This window comes from uncultured Brevundimonas sp., from assembly GCF_963974615.1.
Classification (GTDB): domain Bacteria; phylum Pseudomonadota; class Alphaproteobacteria; order Caulobacterales; family Caulobacteraceae; genus Brevundimonas.
Window position 1 is genome coordinate 14,184 of record NZ_CAXBDH010000007.1, and the last position, 19,057, is coordinate 33,240.

Below are 19,057 nucleotides of genomic sequence, written 5' to 3' on the forward strand. Positions count from 1 at the left end.
CACCTCAACAGGGGGTGCCAGAAATAGCATGCTATGCGTGCGCCCCTCTATAACCTATGATTTCGCTCGGGAATGTTTAAATGAATCACGCAGAACGCATCATGCTTGAGCTGCTAAAGCGTGGGCGCGGCGAGTTTGGAGTCGTCGCAGTCAAGGCCGAATTTGAGGCGGAAGGCACCCGTCCCGACGAACTTCTTCGCCTACTGGAGTTGGCCCACCGCGCCGACCTGAAGGTCGCGCTCAAGATCGGCGGCTGCGAGGCTGTAACGGACCTGCTGTCCAGCAAGCTCTATGGTATTGATTACATCATCGCGCCCATGGTCGAGACTCCCTACGCCTTGCAGAAATTCATCGAGGCCAAGGACAAGACCCATAACACCGACGAACAGACGCAGACCGAGTTCCTGTTCAACCTGGAGACCGAAACGACGCTGCAGAACCTGGACGGAATGATCGAAGCAGGGCGCGGCAAGGTCGACGGCATCGTTTTCGGTCGGGTCGACTTCACGCTGTCGCGTGGTCTGCCGCGCGGTGACATTAATACGCGCGCGATCACCGATGCCGGCCTCACCATTGCGCGGGCTGCCCGCGCCAATGACATGAAGCTGGTGGTCGGTGGATCTGTTTCCACCGCCAGCATCGACGCCCTGCGGGAACTGCACGCCGTGCGCCTGGATCGCTTTGAGACGCGCAAGGTAATCTTCGCAGGCGACGCCCTGCACACTTCCAACATCGAAGCGAGCATCGAGAACGCCGTCAAGTTCGAGCTTGCCTGGCTGCAGAACAAACGCGACTATTACAGCAGCATCGGTCAGGAAGACGCCAAACGGATTGCGATGATCGAGACCCGCCTGGCATAAGATCGCGAAGATCCCCGAACAGATCTGATCGTCAATACCGGGCCTTATCGGGACTGCTCCGCGAGGAATGAGACGTGAATTCTAGTCAGTCCGGACAGGGCCCTTGGCGCATCCTGGTTTTCGGCGCGTCCGGAGCCATAGGTCAGGCTGTCGTGGATGCGGCGTCTGACGACGGCTGGGCGGTGACGGCGGTGACACGGGCACCTCGTCCCCCCGGCGGAGCACCAGGCACATGGGTAACGCTCGACGCGAGCCTGCACCCGATAGCGGGTTCAGCGCTCGAAGAGAACGGCCCGTTCGACGCCGTTTGCTGGGCCCAGGGCGCAAATATCTCCGACAGTATCTACAGCGCCGACGAGGACGCCGCGCTGGATCTGTATCGCACCAATTGCCTATTTGTCGTGACCACGCTGCGGCAGTTGCTCGCCGCATCGATGTTGAGACCGCAAGGCGCGCGTTTGTGTGTGGTCAGCTCCATCTGGCAGAACCGCGCACGCCAGAATAAATTGTCCTATGCCATGACAAAGGCGGCAATCGGCGGGCTGGTGCGATCGGCCAGCGCCGACCTGGGTGCAGACGGCCACCTGATCAATGCGGTTCTGCCAGGAGTCCTCGACACGCCGATGACACGGGCCGCGCTGTCAGCCGACCAAATCGCCGCCATCGGGGAGGCCACCCTGTTTGATGCGTTGCCTACGCCGCAGGCGGTAGCGTCGACGATTGCTTTCCTTTGCTCGTCGAGAAACACCGGCATAACCGGACAGTCGATCGCGGTCGACTTGGGGTACAGTCATGTCCGCATCGTTTGAAATCACATCAGCCAGCGGGAGCTATCCGGTAACGATCCGGCGCGGTGCCCTGGACGCAATCATCGAGCGTGGCGGCGACATCGTCGTCCTGTGCGACGAATATTTCACCGACTATCTGAAGTCGGCCGGTGTTCGCACGGTCAATCTGCCGGCCCTCGAGTCAACCAAGAGCCTCGACCAGATGCCGGCGCTCATCACCGCCCTGCGCAAATCCGGCGTTTCGCGGTCGACGACGATCGTCGCGGCAGGTGGCGGTATCGTCCAGGATGTCGCCTGCTTCGTCGCGTCGGTCTACATGCGCGGCGTCAAGTGGGACTACGTTCCCACCACCTTGTTGGCCATGGTCGACAGCTGCATCGGCGGCAAGTCCTCGATCAATGTCGACACCTACAAGAATATCGTCGGTACCATCCATCCTCCGCGCGCCATCGAAATAGACCCTACTCTGTGCGCGACGCTCGCACCGGACCAGATGGTGGCCGGCCTCGCAGAGGCGGCCAAGATCTGCTTCGCCAGATCGAACGAGACCTTCGAGGCGTACATGGCCCTGAAGCCGACGATAGACTCCGGGCCTGACGTCCTGACCCAGGTGATCAGCCTCAGCCTCTCGGCCAAGAAATGGTTTGTGGAGATCGACGAGTTCGACAGCAACGAGCGGCTTCTGTTGAATTACGGGCATACATTCGGCCACGCCGTGGAATCGGCGTCGAAGTTCCGAATTTCGCACGGTGTCGCGGTCGGCCTCGGTATCATGGCGGCCGGTACGATGGGTCGCCTCCTGGGCCGGGCCTACCCCGAAGGGAGCCTGCCCGCGACGATGGAAGGCCACATCGACGGCCTGTTGCGCCAGGTGCCCGACCTCCGGGATGCAGTGGGCGACATGAAGGTTGACGACCTGATCGCCGCATTCCATTCTGACAAGAAACATACCCGCGATCAGTTCGCCGTCGTAATCGCCCGCGAGGGTGGCGGCGTCGAACGCATAATGATTCCGCGCGATCCGGCCGCGGAAATCAACCTCCGCGCGGCCTTCAACGACATGACAGAACGGTACGCCGCATGAAATACAGTGACCTGATGGTCGATTGGCTGGTGGCGCAGGGCTATACCCACTGCTTCTACGTCGGCGGCGGCAACATCATGCACCTGTTGGACAGCTGCAGCCGCAAGATGACCTGCGTGGCGGTGGTCCATGAGGTGGCCGCCGGCATCGCGGTCGAGTATTTCAACGCAACTGCGGGCGGACCCAGGGCCTTGGCCCTGGTCACCGCAGGGCCCGGCATGACGAACCTTGTCACGGCCATATCGGGGGCCTGGCTGGAGAGCCGGGAACTGCTGGTGCTGGGTGGGCAGGTGAAGACCGCCGACCTGGCCCGTGGTCAAGTGCGTCAGCGCGGCATCCAGGAGATCGACGGCGTCTCGATTGCGCGGTCCATCACCGTCCACGCCTCGACAGTCGAGGGCGTTCTGGACAGAGCAGACTTCCTGGCGCGAACGGAGGCTGGCAGCCACGGGCGCAAGGGGCCGGTCTTCGTGGAGATCCCGCTGGACATCCAGGGACGCGAGGTTGATCCCGCTGCGCTCGACACGCCCGCCCCGTCGCCCCCGGCACCGCCGCGCGCAACAACCCAACAGGTCGAGGACCTCGCAACGCGTATTGCGAAAGCACAGCGTCCGGTGCTGCTGATCGGTGGCGGAGTCCGGCGCGACGTGGCGCAAGGCCTTGCGGACCAGCTGGCGGCTGCAGGAGTGCCGGTCGCCACGACCTGGAATGGTGCCGACAGAATGGGTCCCGACCACCCGGCCTACGTCGGCCGGACCAACACATGGGGCCAGAGATCCGCCAACCTGATCGTCCAGCAGGCGGATCTGGTGGTGGCGCTGGGGACGCGGCTCGGCTTCCAGCAGACAGGCTTCAACTGGCAAGAGTTTGCGCCGGTCGGCGACGTTGTACACGTCGATTTGGATCCGCAAGAACTGAACAAGGGTCATCCCCGCACGGCCGTGGCCCTCCAGGTCGACGCTAACGCCCTGCTGTCGGACCTCTTATCGCTCAACCTGGGGCAGCACGCCGACTGGCTGGCCTATTGCCGCCAGGTTCGGGCGTCAATCTCGCAGATCGAGGACAACCATACCGGCGAGGGCTTTATTTCTCCCTACGTCGTCGCCGCCACCCTGGGCGAACTTTGCACCCCCACGGACGTGATCATTCCCTGCAGCAGCGGCGGGGCGTTCACCGTGATGATGCAGACCTTCGAGACCAAGCCCGGACAGGTCATGGTCACGAATAAGGGCCTGGCCGCTATGGGCTATGGCCTCAGCGGAGCGATCGGCGCGGCCATCGCCTCAGGCCGCCGGACAATCCTCGTCGAGGGCGACGGCGGGTTTTCGCAGAACCTGCAGGAGATCGGCACCGCCGCCGTGAACAACCTCGACCTCAAGATTTTCATATTCGATGACAATGGCTACGCCTCGATCCGGTCAGTGCAGATCAATTATTTCAATGGCCGCTATGTAGGTTGCGATCGATCCACGGGGCTTGGGTTGCCCGACTGGGGGAGGCTGTTTGACGCGTGGGGAGTGCCTAGCTTGCGGCTGTCAGCGGGTTTCGAGAGCGATCCCGAGTTCCTCGCACGTTTCAATGGCCGCGGCCCTCAGGCCTTCATCGTACCGATCGATGAAAAGCAGACCTACTTCCCCCGTATCACCAGCAGGATGGTGGACGGCGGCGGGATGGTCTCCAACCCGCTGCATCGAATGACCCCGCCGCTTGACGAGACTCTGGCTGCACGGGTCGGTGTCTATCTGCCGACTATAGAGAGCAACCCATGACCGATAGACCCATCAAGGCTGTGATCCTGGCCGGCGGCAAAGGCACCCGCATCGCCGAGGAGACAGTCGTGCGGCCCAAGCCCATGGTCGAGATCGGCGGACGCCCGATCCTCTGGCACATCATGAAGAGCTACAGCCACTATGGCGTGAATGACTTCGTGATTTGCTGCGGCTATCTGGGACACAGGATCAAGGAGTATTTCCTCACCTATTCTCACCAGAACGCCGACATCACAGTTGATCTGGCGAACGGCCAGGTGTCGGTGCATCAGAGCAACGCCGAGCCGTGGCGGATCACCCTGGTGGACACTGGTCCCGAAACCCTGACCGGCGGTCGCATCCGTCGTGTCGCCGACTATGTCCGTGACGAGCCATTCTTCTGCATGACCTATGGCGACGGGGTGTGCGACGTCGACATCGGGGCGACCATCGATTTCCACCGTCGCCACGGCAAAAGCGCCACCGTCACGGCGACCACCCCCCTTGCGCGCTTCGGAGCGCTGGAGATGAACGGCGACGCCGTCACCCATTTCGTCGAGAAGCCCCACAATGAAGGTGGCTACATCAACGGCGGCTATTTCGTGCTCAACGCCAACGTGCTCGATCTGATCGAAGGTGACGAGACGGTCTTCGAAAAGGGCCCGCTCGAGGCCTTGGCGTCTCGCGGTGAACTGATGGCCTTTCGCCACGACGGCTTCTGGCAGCCCATGGACACCCTTCGCGACAAGCAGCACCTTGAGGAGTTGTGGGCTGAAGGTGCCCCGTGGAAGTCGTGGTGACGTCGGCCCTGCCCTCACCTGACTTCTGGCGTGGCCGGCGCGTTTTCCTGACCGGTCACACCGGCTTCAAGGGCGGCTGGATGGCCCTGTGGCTTCACCGTTTGGGAGCCGAAGTAGGCGGCTACAGCTTGCCTCCGTCCACCACCCCCAGCCTGTTTGAGGCGGCGCGTGTCGAGGAAGCCTGCACCGCGTCGGTGATCGGCGACATTCGCGACACGGCGGCGCTCGGCCGTGCGTTCGACGCCTTTCGCCCCGACATTGTGATCCACATGGCGGCCCAGCCCCTGGTGCGCGCTTCTTATGCGGATCCCCTGGACACCTATTCCACCAATGTCATGGGAACGGCCAATCTTCTGGAACAGGTCCGGACGGGCGGCGGCGTGGCAGCGACCCTGATCGTCACCACAGACAAATGCTACGAGAACCTCGAGCAGATGTGGCCTTATCGCGAAACCGACCGTCTGGGCGGCAAGGATCCGTACAGTAATTCCAAGGCCTGCGCTGAGCTGGTGACCCAGTCCTACTGGTGGTCCTTCTTTTCGAAGCAGCCGGGGCAGGCGCTGGGTTCCGGGCGCGCCGGGAACGTCGTGGGTGGCGGCGACTGGTCCCAGGACCGTCTGGTCCCCGATCTGGTGGCCGCGTTCGCCGCACATCGACCCGCCATCCTGCGCAGGCCCGAGGGCGTCCGCCCGTGGCAACATGTGCTGGAGCCCGTGTGCGGATATCTGCTGGCCGTCGAAAGGCTTGTCTCTACCCCGGCAGAGACGCCGCCGGCCTGGAATTTTGGTCCCAATGCCGAGGGGAACATCGCGGTGGGCGACGTCGCCGACATGCTGGTTGAAAGCTGGGGCGGAGATGCCCGCTATGAGGTGCGCCGCGAACCCAATGCGGTGCACGAGGCAACGTTACTGACGCTTGACCACACCAAGGCTCGCCAGGAATTGAACTGGACGCCCCGGTGGTCGCCTCGCACAATGATTGAGAAAACCGCCGACTGGTACCGCGCCTTCGGGGCGGGCGATGACATGCGCGCGGTCTCGATGCGACAACTCGACACCTATATTGATGCCTGAACGCCAAGGATTCTCCGACATGGATATGAAGACTGATCGCCTCGCGGTTTTGCGGGCTCAGATGATGGAACTGGCCGGCGAGTACGCCGACCTGGCCTACGCCCCACAACCCTTCGTTGCGGGAACGTCGCCCGTCCCCGTATCCGGAAAGGTCGTGGGCGCTCCGGAACTGCGGAACCTGATCGATTCCTCGCTCGACCTGTGGCTCACGACCGGCCGGTTCAACGACCAGTTCGAGAAGCGTCTGGCTGAATATATCGGCGTCCGATTTGCGCTGACGGTCAACTCAGGCTCGTCGGCCAACCTGACCGCGACCACGGCCCTGTGCTCGCCGATGTTGGGCGACAAGGCCCTGAAGCCGGGCGATGAGGTCATCACCTGTGCCACCGGGTTCCCGACCACGGTCAATCCGTCGATCCAGAACGGCCTGATCCCGGTGTTCGTCGATGTCGATCTCCCCACCTACAACATCATGCCGGATCGCATTGAAGCGGCCGTCACCGACAAGACCCGCGCCATCATCGTCGCGCATACCCTGGGTAACCCCTTTGACCTGGGCGAAGTCATGCGCGTGGCGGAAAAGCACAATCTGTACGTCATTGAAGACAGCTGCGACGCCCTGGGCGCGCGCTACGATGGCAAGCTGGTGGGAACGTTCGGCGATATCGGCACGGTCAGTTTCTATCCGGCGCACCATATCACCATGGGCGAAGGCGGCGCGGTCTGGACCGACCGGGGCGACCTCAAACGGTTGCTGGAATCGGTCCGCGACTGGGGCCGGGACTGCTATTGTGCGCCGGGCCAGGACAACACCTGCAACAAGCGCTTCAAGTGGAAGCTGGGCGACCTGCCGCGTGGGTACGACCACAAGTACACCTATTCCAACCTCGGCTATAATCTGAAGATCACCGACATGCAGGCGGCTGTAGGACTGGCGCAGTTCGACCGGCTGGACGGGTTCATCGCCGCCCGGAATCACAATTTTGCCTATCTGAAGGCCAACCTGCACGATATGCAGGAGCACCTTATGCTGCCCGAGGCGACGCCGCGTTCGGAGCCGTCCTGGTTCGGCTTCCCGCTGACCGTTCTCAGCGACGAAGAGGGCATCCGCGACGACCTGGTCCAGGAACTGAACGAGAAGGGCGTCGCGACCCGGCTTCTGTTCGGCGGAAACCTGATCCGCCAGCCGTACATGAAGCACCAGACCTATCGCGTGCACGGCGACCTGACCAACTCGGACAAGGTCATGACCTCGACGTTCTGGATCGGGCTTTATCCCGGCCTGACCGAAGCGCACCTGGACTATGCCTGTGACATGATCCGGCTGTTCTTTAAGAACCGCTGATCTCGCGCATGGAGACGCGTTTTCCGGAGCATCGCCGCGCCGCACAGGCCGCGTTTGAAAGGGCCCTCGGAGGAGAGGTTCGGCTGGCGGTGACCGGTGCCACGGGCTGGCTTGGCTCCGCCGTCGTCGCTATGGCGCTCAGGGCGGGTATCGGCCCCGGCGATGATCGGCTTCGGGCCTATGCGTCGCGTTCGGGCGAGATGGAAACGGAGGCCGGTTCGGTCCCATTGGAGGCCTTGGACGAAGCCCGGCCGTTGGAGGGTTCGAACTGGGTTGTTTGGCATTTTGCCGCCCTTGGGAAGGAGCGCACGGCCGGTCTCTCTCCCGAGGATTTCGTCGCGGCCAACACCGCCATCCTCAATGCCGCATTTCGTTTGATGGCGGCAGCCGACCACCCGCGAATGGTGTACTCGTCTTCAGGGGCTGTCCACGGAGCGGGAGGGGGGCCTCCCTCGCTCGACCAAGACCCCTATGGCCATGTGAAGGGGCTTCAGGAACGCGCGGTTCTCGACTGGTGCTCCGAGCGCGGAATCCCATTGGTCCTGCCTCGCGTTTTCAATGTGGGCGGTCCCCACGGTAACAAGCTGAACCTCTACGCCCTGTCATCCCTGGCCCAAACCGCCTTGGCCGGGGACGCCCCGGTCGTGGCTGCCCGCGGACCGGTGTTTCGCTCCTACGTCCACATCGAGGAGCTGATCGCGGTTCTGGCTCACCTGGTAAGACAGAGCTCGACCGAGACCGCGACGCCCTTCGATACAGCCGGTCGCGAAGTGGTCGAGATCGGCGATCTGGCCGCTCGGGTCTGTGAAGCGGTCGGCCTTTGCCCGGCTGACATGCGGCGGGACTACGATCCCGTCCGTCCCGCGAGCTGGTACGTCGGAGACGCCAGAACCTATCAGGTCGCCGTGCAGGCCGCGGGCCTGACGCCCATCCCGCTGAGCGACATCGTCGCCGATACTCTCGCGAGCCTGACCCTGTCTTCAGGAGGTGAGATTTTGCCGAACGGCACCCGGGCGCTATAGCCGTCAGATGACCGTCGCATTCGAGGACACCGCCAGCCTGTTGTCACCACGGTCGCCGTTTGGGATCAGCCGGACCCTGGCTCTCGCAATGTCGGGCCTCAGCCTGCTCATGTTGACCGCGGCCGTGCCCAGCCCCACCCGTCTCCATGGATCGAGCGCACAGCCCGTACCGCCTTCCGGCGGCGCGTCACCCTTCCATGAAGCCGCTGACGCGGCCGCTGGCCCTGTCGCCGTGCAACACACCGTCCTGCTAAAGCCGCTCACCCGGCCTGGCTTCGCCGCTCCCGTCGACCGCTTCGTCGTCTCATCGACCTACGGGCTGCGCCGGATGTCCTGGGAGGCCAACGCGCGCCTGCATCGCGGGATCGATCTGGCGGCTCCGCTCGGAGACCCCGTCAGGGCCATTGCCGATGGCGTCGTGACTCGAGTCGGCTGGCGGGGCGGCTATGGTCTGGCGGTTGATATCCGGCACGCCGATGGCCTTGTCTCGACCTACGCCCACCTATCCGGAATCGGACACGGCGTCGATCGTGGTGCCCGGTTAAGCGGGGGCACGCAGATCGGGGAGATCGGCTCAACCGGGTCCTCAACGGGGCCGCACCTGCATTTGGAACTGCGCGGACGCAACGGGGTATCGCTGGACCCCGGTGCCTTCCTGGGCGGAGGCCTGGCCCCAGGGGGGCTGCGCGAAGCCGATGCGGATTATCGCCGCGCAGTTCTCGTGCGCTCGCGGCAGGATGAACATCGCATCGCGCCGGCTCCGCCAAAGGTCGTGTTCGTTCAGGAACGCAGATCTGCACCGGAAAGCCGGACCCGACGTGATGAACGCGGCGAGGGCCATTTGACCTTCCGTACTGATCGTCCGCCGGTGCGCATCGTCCAGGCGCGGACCAACACCATCAGCGTCCGCCGGGATTGATCACCACAGCACGGCCTGGTTCAGGTCAAAGGAGACGTCGCGCCAGCTCGCACCCGGCTCGCTGAACAGCCACAGGGTACCATCCGCGTTCATGTCGAACATGGCCCAGCCCGCCGCCGCCCGGCCCGCGACTGGGGCATGAATGGCCGCACCATACCTATGGGGCGGTTCGTACTGGCTGCGAGTGAACAGCGGCAGTCCCGCACGACCGGGCGACCCCTCCAACTCACCGAACAGCACGGGTACGTCTTCGGCGATGGCCAACCCCGTCTCACCGGCAAAATCGACGATTGCGCCGCCGGTTCGAAAGACGAAGTCCGCCCCGTAGTAGGAGTCCGGCGTCATCTTGACGACGAATTTCTCGATCCGGCCCCTGGGGCGGACATAGGCCCCCTCGCCCAGTTCATCGCCGAAAGTCAGCATCGGTTCGGCGATGCGCCAGGGACACTGATCGCTGTCCTCGCCCACAAAGCCGAAAGCTATTCCTTGCGCGTCCGCCGCCACGACATGGCTCATCTCCAGCCAGGTCCAGTCGTCCCCGGTCGCAACTGAAAGCGATTTCGAGACAGCGCCGTCATTTACGAACAGCCGGCCCCGCCCACCCGAGACGCGCTGAACCCACATGCCGAAGACCACACGTCGGCCTCGATAGGTCTCGAAATCGGCGGGGGCGTGGTAGAAATGCGCGTCACCCGGCCCTTGGGGGACGAAGACAACGCAGCGTTTCATCGAGGGTCGGAGGTTGGACCGCCAGGCTGGACGCAGCGGGCCTTTCGCGTCCGGGTCGAATGTCATCCCGAGCCGGCCAGCATCGGCGAGACGGGGCCAGCGATCGATCCACAAATGGGCGGAGACGGTCTTGGACCATCCGTCGGGTCCGTGGCCGGTGACCCCCTTGAGGTCCGCGCGCATCACCTGGCGGCAGGCGCAGCGGATTGGGCCGATCCGCAGCACCGCGTTGCGCGGCGGCAGCAAGGTGAAGCTGCGTCGTCCATAGTCCACCGATCGAACCCGGACCGGACTGACCCGCAGCTCGGCGGGACCGGCGGCGTCAAAGGTCAGGACTGCGCCGGGATAGAGGAACTGAACTGCGTCGTCACCGAACACGCGAATCTCGACCTGGCCGCCCGGCCGTTCCGCCGCAAATTCAATCCGGTCGACGACGATGGCAGGAAGGTTGTCCGTACACAGCCAGCTCCACTCGGTGTCGAAACTGTTCAGGTGGATCTGCAGCGTCGCCGGGTCGCCATTCCAGCCGGGCCCCAGCGCGGTCAGGATCTGCCACTGACTGTTGGGAAACAGGTTTTCCGCCCCTCCGGACGGCCACGTCGCAGGCGCGCGAACAGTGCTCGGTCGCGGCATCACCAGACCTGCGGCCGAGAAGGTCAGGGCATCGCGGCGGGACAGGGACATGGGCGACCTTGGGCTCGGGTGTCAGCCGCCGGACGGGGCCAGATCCGGAGACATCGGGAGTAGAGAAACTCTACGGGCTTCGCGTGCGCGTTTGCGTCGAACGCTGCGGACGAGCGACAATATCATCAACGTCACGTATCCGAACTGGATGACAAGGAGCAGTGCGGGACGCACGAACTGTCCAATTGCGACCCCTACTTCCATCTGGACCGAACGGCCTGTGAGCCAGGAGTCGAAGTAGGGTTGGAGGACGTCAAAGATCCGATAGTCGTAGCTGATCGAGACTAGATAGGCCGAGATCAACATGGTGATGCGGGTCGGCCCGCGCCAAGGCTCCATGAAGACGAAGAACAGCAGGAATATCTGGGCGTAACCGCTGGGCGAAGAAGACGTAAGTATCATCGCGCAGATCGCACCCGTCATGTACCGGGCACGGATCGCCCCGGGATGCAGAAATGACAGGACAAAGCAGATGACGACGGCCGCCTGCGAGGCGCGCATCAACAGAGGCAGGAAGAAAGTCAGCTGTTCAAGAATCTTTGAGCCCGTGTAGTAGGCGATCGGGAAATCCGAGTTGATGAAGCGTACCATCGAGCTGAACGAGGTCGCATAATAGATGTCGGACCAGCTCCCGCTACTCTGAAGCGCCGCAAGGGCCTGTGTGTTCACTGCGATGTCCAGCGGACTACCGCCGCCTTGCATGGCATAGGTGATCAGATAGAGCACCAGGGTGGCGATCCCTGCTCCCTCGAACCAGCGCCAGCGTCTTTGAACGATCAGCGGCAGGAGGGTCAGCACCAGATAGGGTTTGAAATTGATGGCGACCGCGTGGGCCAGCCATTTCAATCGTGCTGATTTCAGGATCCGGCTGTGCGCCAGCACGAAGGCGACATAGCAGGGGATCAGCAGGTTCCCGCGCTCCAGTCCATAGAGCATAGGTAGGCCCAGCATCAGGGCCGTCGCCCTCAATAATGCCGTCGAGCGATCTATCCTGCGCAACGCCAGGAAGGTGACAACCCCGCTTAGCACCCAGAAGCCGAGAATGGACGTACGGCCGACGAGGTCGCAATCGCGCGCCACAATCGCGCTGGACGTATAACAGGCACCGTCCGAGAAGAGCCTGAGGAAGACGAAAGAGATCGGTGGGTAGACCGATTGCCAGACATCGTACGTGCCGGGATTGTGAGCCCAGTACCCAGGGTTATGCCAGTCCATAAAGGTGTCGAAAGAAAAGAAGATGAAGGGCTGAGGCAGGTACCCCTTGGTCAGCAGCCACCAGACAACATGGACGACGCTGGCCATGATCAGCGCCCACAGGACAGACTCGACGATAAGGCCCGCCGTAAATCTGGACCTGACCCTGTCGGCAAGCATTAGGTCGGCTTCGGCGGCGTGAAGACCAGAAACTTCAGCACCACGAAATTGATCGCGGCCACGATGCCGATGGTCAGGAACCCCGAGATGTAGGGCGAGGGGATGATCCGGGAAAGCCCGGCCAGGATCGCGAGACCCAGGACATAGTTCACGGCATAGGTCGCCACATACTCGACCACGGCGGCGCGGGAATTCTTGAACACGAAGCGCCGGAACATGAAATAGTTGAACGCCATCCCCGCCAGGTGCGAGACGATCTGGGCCGCGAACAGATTGACGCCGAGGAAGATCAGAAACGAAAAGACGGCGTAGCCGAAACCGGCATTCACAACGCCAACCTTGACGTAGGCCCATAGCTGTCCGAACCGGGCAAGCCGATCACGCAGCAGGGTCAGGCCGGTGTCGGGCGTCAGCATCCTAAAAATTCACCCGCAGTTTCTCGATCACAAGCGGCGTCGAACGCGTACGCTCCGAGATCAGCCGCACCTGTTCGCCGAGAAGTCCGAGGAACACGAACAGGAGGCCGAAGCCAACCTCGACCAGCAGGGCGATCATCCAAAGGCCGGTTCCGCTGCCCAGGATCAGGGCGACGATGGCCCCCAGGACGGTCAGGGCAGACAAGCCGCCAACGGCTACGGCCACATAAAACGGTAGTCGAAGCAGATCCTTGGACGAGGCTGCGAGTCCCGACAGGCCAAATTTGATCAAGGTCCCCCAGTTGTTCTTGGATTTTCCGGCGGCCCGGCCCGGCCGCTCGTAGGGGACCAGGGTGATGTCGTAGCCACTTTCGACCAGCATGCCCCGAAAGAAGGGCTCGGGCTCGTTCCAGCGGGCCAGTTCATCGACAACCTTGCGATCATAAATACCGAAGCCTGTCGCTCCGGGGATGACCTGGTAATCGGCGAACCGGTTCAGGAAGCCGTAGGCCGTGTTCCGGATCAGTCCATGCAGGGCGGAGGTCTGCTGACCCTCACCCGAGCCGATGCCCAGGACGATGGGCGCACCAGCCTTCCACTTCTCGATGAAGACGCCCAGCAGGCTTGGTGGGTCCTGAAAGTCGGCACACATGGCGATGACGGCCCGTCCGGTCGCCTGAAAGATGCCGTAGGTCGGTGAACGTAGCTGACCGTAGTTTCGGTTGTTGGCGATCAGCTTGACCCGGGAATCCACCGCGCAAAGCTTCAAGGCCAGATTGACGGTCTGATCGGTCGATGCATTGTCGATCAGCACGATCTCGTAGGTGACGTTCGTCCGCTGCAACTCGTCGCCAACCGCGGCCACGATGGCCTCGACGTTCTCCTGCTCGTTGTAGCAGGGGATAACGACCGAAACGTCCGGCGCTCCACGTGGCTTAACGAGGGTCTTACCCCTCATGTCAGGTCGTTCCGGCCGGCGCGACCCAGCCGGGGACGCCCGCCCAGGCCGGTGAAGGGAACGTACCACTCTGTGAATATGGCCAGCAGAACCAGGGCCAGGAACAGGCCGACGAATGCCAGGTTGAAGTGCCGGGCCGGATCCACGAACGGATGCTCGATGATCTGCAGATTGGTCTGGCTGGTCACTTCCTGGATGGCGATAGCTTCAAAGAAGCGACGATAGCCCTCGACCAAAGTCAACGCGTACTGCTGCTTTCGGAACAGCTTCTGATAATCCGTCACAATGTTTGACAGCCGATAGGGGCTTTCGGCATCACCGGGGTTGTCTAGCTGCGCAATCTGGCGGCGCAGTACGTTCATTTCATTGCGGATCTGACGAATCTGGAAACTGCTGTCGGCCGCGACAGAGCGCAGAGTTTCCAACTGCACCTCCTTGGCCTGGAGCGCGCTCTCATACCCGAGCCGCCGCGTGAGGTTCTGTCCGAGCGTGCTTTCGGGTGAAGCCAGATTGTAGCGTAGCCGATAGTCCAGAAGCGCCTGATCGGCCAAGTCGAGTTCTTCGCGCGCCGCGTCCCAACGATCCGTGACCAACCGACGCTTGTACTCGACCTGCTCCACACCGAGATCGGCCAGGTGTTTCTCAACAGCGGCCGTATAGGCGACCACGAGATCTCGAGCGAATTTTTGGTCATGATCGCGTGACCGGACTTCGATGACACCGCCGCTAAGGACGTGTATCTCCACCTTCTTTTCGAGACGGACGCGGGCATCGTCCTGATCGGCGAAGGCAGCATAGCCCATGGCCTTGAGGCGCTTCAGGGCCTCAAGCTGCACATCGTTCGACCGCCCGATGATGACATAGCTGCCCCTCTGCGAGGACAGGGCAGAAGCGATGTTCGTAACGCCGCTGGACACCTGGGCCAGAACCTGGGCTCCGCCGGAGGTAGACTCCTGTGGGAGAAACTTGGCGTAGGCCACATAGGAGCGGGGGAAGACCGCGAGGACGGCAGCCACAACGATGGCAACGGCGTACGCCGCGCGCCGAAGCCTCGTGTTGCGACCGATCGTCAACCCACGCTGGTAGAGACCGACAGGCGTCATTTCGCGATCGCCTGGATTGCCAGGATGCCGATAGATCCCTGGTAAAGAAGGGTCGATATCTGAAGCAGGCGCTCGAAGATGTCGCTTCCTTGGGTTCTGACCGGCACGAAGATCACGTCACCCGGAAGAGCCGGCTGGTTGAGGACGCTATGGAACCATCCTCCCTGACGGGCAGAAATCACCGATCCGTTGACGCGGATCACGGAGAGTTCGCGACTGTCGGCGATCGCACGCGGCCCACCGGCGAGCGCGAGGTAGTCGCCGATCGTGGAATTGGGACGTTCGACAAAGGAGCCGGGTTGATAGACCGCGCCAAACACGCCGACCGTCGCCGGGCGGGGCGGAATATTGATCCGGTCGTTGTTCTCGAGCGGGAAATCGAGTGGGAGGGTCGCGGCCTGTGGCGAGAGTCCAAGGACGATACGGCCATCGGGGCGGCGTTCGCTCAGCCGATTGATGACCGCCTGCACAGCCGACATCCGGACGGCGCTCTCTGACCCGCGACTTTGGCGGTCCACCAAAGGCAGCGCCGCCATCTGCAACTCCAGATCCGCGATCGCCTGCTTGAAACTGACCTCTTGCTGCAACCTGGATGATTCCCGCAGAAAGCGGGTGCCGTAAAGGTAGGCGCTGTTGGAAAGAGGGCCGGCCCGGGCCATGGCGTCGGCAAGCGTGGAGCCGGGCTCAAGGTAATAGTTCCCGGGCCGCTCAACCTCGCCTTCGATCGTAACGAGGACGGCCTGGCGTTCGCGCGGCTGAGCGATGCCCACTGCCGACAGGATGCGGACGATCGCGCCACGCTCGACGGGCCGAACCTGGGCCTCGCTCAGATTCAGTTGAAGCCAGCCTGTCCCCTCGAGATTGGAAACCTCCGCCACGACCGCGCGGCTGGAATCCGCCACGGAATTGAAGCCGCCGGCGTAGCGCAACACATCGCTCAGGGTTTCGCCGCGCACGGCCTCGTAGATGGCTTCGTTATTGACGCTGCCGGTGACGGCCACTTGAGCGCCGACCGGGCCTATGTGAATGACGTCCTCGTTCTGGAGAACGGCGTCATGGCTCTTGTCGCCACTGAGAAGTAGATCGTAAAAGTCCAGCGTCGAGATCACGCGTCCGTTGCGCGTCAGGGTGATGTTGCGGAAACTGCCGCCGCTGGCCGGGCCGCCTGCTGCAAGCACCGCATTGATCATCGTCGAAAGGCTGGTGACGCTATAGGCCCCGGGCGACGCCGCATAACCGGTGACATAGACTCGAATGCCGCGAAGCTGGCTTACCGACGCGGAGACCGTAAAGTCCCGGAACTCCCGGCCAAGGGCTCTGGACATGACTCGCTCCAGATCTCCGTAGCGCACCCCAGCCAGCATCACAGATCCGACCCGGGGAACGAACACGCGCCCGTTGTTGTCGATGGTCAGGTCCAGATTGCCTTCGACCGAGCCGGCCAGCCCCACATAAACGGTGTCGCCGGGGTTCAGTCTGTAGTCGGGCGGAACGGTCGCGTTGGCTGCAGGATTGAAGCTGCGCTGGCCACGGACGAGCAGAGAGGCCCCAAAGCGCGGTAGCGTCTTGCCTAAAACTTTTTCGACATAGAGCTCAAACTCTCCCGGAGGCGGCGGAAGAAAAATCTCGCCATCATTCCGATTCCTGGAATCAGGATCGAGGCTGTCTTCTGACTGACGATCTCGCGCGGTAACGGTCACGGGCTGATAGCCGGTTTGGTCTTGCGAACCCGTATCGCTCTGGTTCCCGCTAGAGTTGGAACCGCTGCCGGAGCTGCGGCCATCGTTGCTCGAAGTGTTTCCGGTATTGTTGGGCGCCTGACCTGTCGTGGGCGTCCGGGTATTGAACGGGTCGTCGAACGAGGGGGCCTGCGCCAGCGCGGTTCCAGGCGCAGCAGCGCCGAGGACGGCGACCAATACGGCAAGCAAGGCGAGAGCGCGGCGACCCGAATTTAGGGCGCTGGACGGGGCAAGGAAGGGTGAGATTGTCATAAAGGTCCGAGGCTTCCTTGTTCTCGTCAAGCGATCAGACGGAATTGAACTTACGCATGAGGATTCTGTCGTCACGCCGTCGGACGTGGCCACATGTGCCCTACACCAACGACAATCTCATGTCGTTTTCAAATTCAACCCACGGAACTCCCGATCCAATCTTTGCGGTCAGATCAGGGTTGGCTAGAAACGCCCGCCCCCAGGTGACCATGTCCAGCAGGCCGGCATCGACCTCTGCCTCGGCATCCGCCTGCGACAGGGACGCGCCGCCGATGATCAGGCCGGGCCACATTGGGCGCACAGCCCTGATAACTCGCCCGGATGTGGCGAAATAGTCCGCATTGGCGCAGCTGATATCAAGGATGCGCAGACCCAGGCTCCAGAGACGCGGGATGAGGTGGTCCAGCATCGCCTCCATGTCCGGCCAATCATAGGGTCCGCCCATGAAACGCGACGGCGAGATGCGCGCGATGACCTTGTCAGCGGGCACGTCCTTCAGCACAGCCTCCACCAGTTCCAGCGTGAACCGGCAGCGGTTCTCGATCGAGCCGCCGTAGGCATCCGTCCGGTCATTGACGCGGGCATCGAGGAACTGGTCGGCGAGATACCCGTGGCCCAGATGCAGTTCCACAGCGTCGAAACCAACCCCGAGGGCCCGATGCGCGGCATCAATGAACATCTGATGGACCGCCGGCATCTCCTCAACCGGCAGGGCGCGGGGCGCTTCATAGGGCTTGTCGTTTTGACGATTGATGCCTTCGGCCGCCCGGTCCGTAGAGCTGACGGGCTTGGCACCGTCCGTAAAATCGGAATGGGAGATGCGGCCGCAATGCCAAAGCTGGCAAGCGATCTTGGCTCCGGCGACATGGACAGCGTCGACCACAGGCCGCCAGCTTTCAGCCTGGGCGTCAGTCGCGATCCGCGGGACGTCCTTATAGCCATCCCCCGTCGGATGGATCACGACGCCTTCCGTCAGGATCAAACCGACACCACCCTCGGCCCGACGGCGATAGTAGGCGAGAATATCCGGCGTTGCGCGATGATCCGGGTCGGCAAACCCCCGGGTCATGGCGGACATCACAGTCCGGTTGCGCGCCGACATGATCGGGGAATCGAGGGGGGTAAGCAAAGGTGACATCATTCTTCGAGTCGATACTGATTAAAGAAGGGCGAGGCAAGGTAAGCGTTCAGCGTCGATCGCCAATCTCGTTGCATGTCTGCGTTCTCTCGTTTCAATCTTTCGCATCCCAGGACCGCGCGGTCCGGCCGCCGCTCAGGGCCGGCCTCCGCCGCAGCGACATCGGCCGCAGGCACCGGCTGTATCCGGAACCGCGCGCCCCATCCCAGGGCTTCGACAATCTGGCTTGCGACCTCGTGGAAGGCGGCGTGCCCATGCGACGACATCTGATAGACCCCGGTACGCTGCGCCTGCATTAGGTACAGGGAATTTTCCGCGAGATCGCGCGTCCATGTCGGCTGCCACACGCGGTCGCCCACCTCGAATACCTCTGCCCCTCCCATCATTGCCCGGTGCATTACGGGAATAATACGGCCGACGAAGTTCTTGTCGGCGTCGTCCCCCCCGAAAAACCCGGCCATGCGGACCACCAATGCATCCGATTGCGCGTCGCGGATGATCTGTTCGGCTTCCCATTTGAGCTCCCCGTAGAGGGACAGTGGCGCGGGCTCGGTACACTCAGCGATCGGGTCCTGGCCGCCCTCGTAAACCAAAAAGGATTGGGGATAGAACAATCGCGCATTGGCTGCTCTGGCCAGGACAGACACATTGCGTGCCCCGTCGACCAAGGTCTGGCGGGCGGCTTCTGGATCTCGGGCGCAGGCCTGGACATCGACCGTGGCTGCGCAATGGATGATCCAACCGCCCTCGACCCAGTCAGCCCACGCCATGACCTGGTCCATGTCTCGCACATCAAGCACGGCCTTGGGCAGGGCGCGCACCTCCATGGCATTATTGATGGACCCCTGCTCGGCGAAAGCCAGGCCGAGCATGCCGGCACCGCCGGTTACGAGAACGGGTATTCGCATAAATTTCATCCAAAAGCGGGAGGCGATCCGCGGTAATCATCCGAACCGGGTGCGGCGCTCACAACCTTATGCATCCCGGATTCAACACACGTTGAACATTTCGCGCCGGCTGGAATC

General features: G+C 62.6%; 17 protein-coding genes. 9 read left to right on the forward strand and 8 right to left on the reverse strand.

The window, feature by feature from the left end; genetic code table 11:
• The first annotated feature begins 80 nt into the window (after nucleotides 1–80).
• The 9 genes from AAC050_RS05975 (at nucleotide 81) to AAC050_RS06015 (ending at nucleotide 9,639) form a co-directional block, all read left to right on the forward strand.
• Nucleotides 81–860, forward strand: coding sequence for an aldolase/citrate lyase family protein (locus AAC050_RS05975; protein ID WP_339914152.1), 780 nt, complete (start codon nucleotides 81–83; stop codon nucleotides 858–860).
• Nucleotides 861–934: 74 nt separating this feature from the next.
• On the forward strand, nucleotides 935–1,669 hold the full coding sequence (locus AAC050_RS05980) for an SDR family oxidoreductase (protein WP_339914153.1): 735 nt from the start codon (nucleotides 935–937) through the stop codon (nucleotides 1,667–1,669).
• Complete coding sequence (locus AAC050_RS05985) at nucleotides 1,653–2,732, forward strand: 3-dehydroquinate synthase family protein (protein WP_339914154.1); 1,080 nt, start codon at nucleotides 1,653–1,655, stop codon at nucleotides 2,730–2,732. The genes AAC050_RS05980 and AAC050_RS05985 overlap by 17 nt, the downstream gene beginning before the upstream one ends.
• Nucleotides 2,729–4,501: a thiamine pyrophosphate-binding protein gene (locus AAC050_RS05990; RefSeq protein ID WP_339914155.1), complete on the forward strand. Its 1,773-nt coding sequence runs from the start codon at nucleotides 2,729–2,731 to the stop codon at nucleotides 4,499–4,501. The genes AAC050_RS05985 and AAC050_RS05990 overlap by 4 nt, the downstream gene beginning before the upstream one ends.
• A complete protein-coding gene (gene rfbF, locus AAC050_RS05995; protein ID WP_339914156.1) occupies nucleotides 4,498–5,280 on the forward strand; it encodes a glucose-1-phosphate cytidylyltransferase in 783 nt (260 codons plus the stop codon). Before AAC050_RS05990 ends, rfbF begins: the two co-directional genes overlap by 4 nt.
• Nucleotides 5,265–6,353 carry a CDP-glucose 4,6-dehydratase gene (gene rfbG / locus AAC050_RS06000; RefSeq protein WP_339914157.1) on the forward strand — a complete coding sequence of 363 codons (1,089 nt, stop codon included), beginning with the start codon at nucleotides 5,265–5,267 and terminating at the stop codon, nucleotides 6,351–6,353. Before rfbF ends, rfbG begins: the two co-directional genes overlap by 16 nt.
• 19 nt (nucleotides 6,354–6,372) lie before the next feature.
• Complete coding sequence (rfbH, locus tag AAC050_RS06005) at nucleotides 6,373–7,698, forward strand: lipopolysaccharide biosynthesis protein RfbH (RefSeq protein ID WP_339914158.1); 1,326 nt, start codon at nucleotides 6,373–6,375, stop codon at nucleotides 7,696–7,698.
• Between the two features lie 8 nt (nucleotides 7,699–7,706).
• A complete protein-coding gene (locus AAC050_RS06010; RefSeq protein ID WP_339914159.1) occupies nucleotides 7,707–8,720 on the forward strand; it encodes an SDR family oxidoreductase in 1,014 nt (337 codons plus the stop codon).
• 88 nt (nucleotides 8,721–8,808) lie between these two features.
• Nucleotides 8,809–9,639 carry a M23 family metallopeptidase gene (locus AAC050_RS06015; protein WP_339914160.1) on the forward strand — a complete coding sequence of 277 codons (831 nt, stop codon included), beginning with the start codon at nucleotides 8,809–8,811 and terminating at the stop codon, nucleotides 9,637–9,639.
• Here the strand turns inward: AAC050_RS06015 and AAC050_RS06020 are convergent, their stop codons facing one another.
• The 8 genes from AAC050_RS06020 to AAC050_RS06055 all read right to left on the reverse strand — a co-directional run bounded on the left by AAC050_RS06020 (nucleotide 9,640) and on the right by AAC050_RS06055 (nucleotide 18,949).
• A complete protein-coding gene (locus tag AAC050_RS06020) occupies nucleotides 9,640–11,052 on the reverse strand; it encodes a hypothetical protein (protein WP_339914161.1) in 1,413 nt (470 codons plus the stop codon).
• A gap of 21 nt (nucleotides 11,053–11,073) precedes the next feature.
• Nucleotides 11,074–12,354, reverse strand: coding sequence for a hypothetical protein (locus tag AAC050_RS06025; RefSeq protein WP_339914162.1), 1,281 nt, complete (start codon nucleotides 12,352–12,354; stop codon nucleotides 11,074–11,076).
• Nucleotides 12,355–12,425: 71 nt separating this feature from the next.
• Nucleotides 12,426–12,842, reverse strand: a complete 417-nt coding sequence (locus tag AAC050_RS06030; protein WP_339914163.1) for a GtrA family protein — start codon at nucleotides 12,840–12,842, stop codon at nucleotides 12,426–12,428.
• Nucleotide 12,843: 1 nt separating this feature from the next.
• Nucleotides 12,844–13,800 carry a glycosyltransferase family 2 protein gene (locus AAC050_RS06035; RefSeq protein ID WP_339914164.1) on the reverse strand — a complete coding sequence of 319 codons (957 nt, stop codon included), beginning with the start codon at nucleotides 13,798–13,800 and terminating at the stop codon, nucleotides 12,844–12,846.
• On the reverse strand, nucleotides 13,797–14,903 hold the full coding sequence (locus AAC050_RS06040; RefSeq protein WP_339914165.1) for a hypothetical protein: 1,107 nt from the start codon (nucleotides 14,901–14,903) through the stop codon (nucleotides 13,797–13,799). The genes AAC050_RS06035 and AAC050_RS06040 overlap by 4 nt, the downstream gene beginning before the upstream one ends.
• The gene (locus AAC050_RS06045) at nucleotides 14,900–16,831 is read right to left on the reverse strand and encodes an SLBB domain-containing protein (RefSeq protein ID WP_339914166.1); all 1,932 of its coding nucleotides are present in this window, start codon (nucleotides 16,829–16,831) and stop codon (nucleotides 14,900–14,902) included. The genes AAC050_RS06040 and AAC050_RS06045 overlap by 4 nt, the downstream gene beginning before the upstream one ends.
• A 163-nt stretch (nucleotides 16,832–16,994) precedes the next feature.
• Nucleotides 16,995–18,035 (reverse strand): hypothetical protein, encoded by a 1,041-nt coding sequence (locus AAC050_RS06050; protein WP_339914167.1) that lies wholly within the window; start codon nucleotides 18,033–18,035, stop codon nucleotides 16,995–16,997.
• Nucleotides 18,032–18,949, reverse strand: a complete 918-nt coding sequence (locus tag AAC050_RS06055) for a sugar nucleotide-binding protein (protein WP_339914168.1) — start codon at nucleotides 18,947–18,949, stop codon at nucleotides 18,032–18,034. The genes AAC050_RS06050 and AAC050_RS06055 overlap by 4 nt, the downstream gene beginning before the upstream one ends.
• Nucleotides 18,950–19,057: the final 108 nt, after the last annotated feature.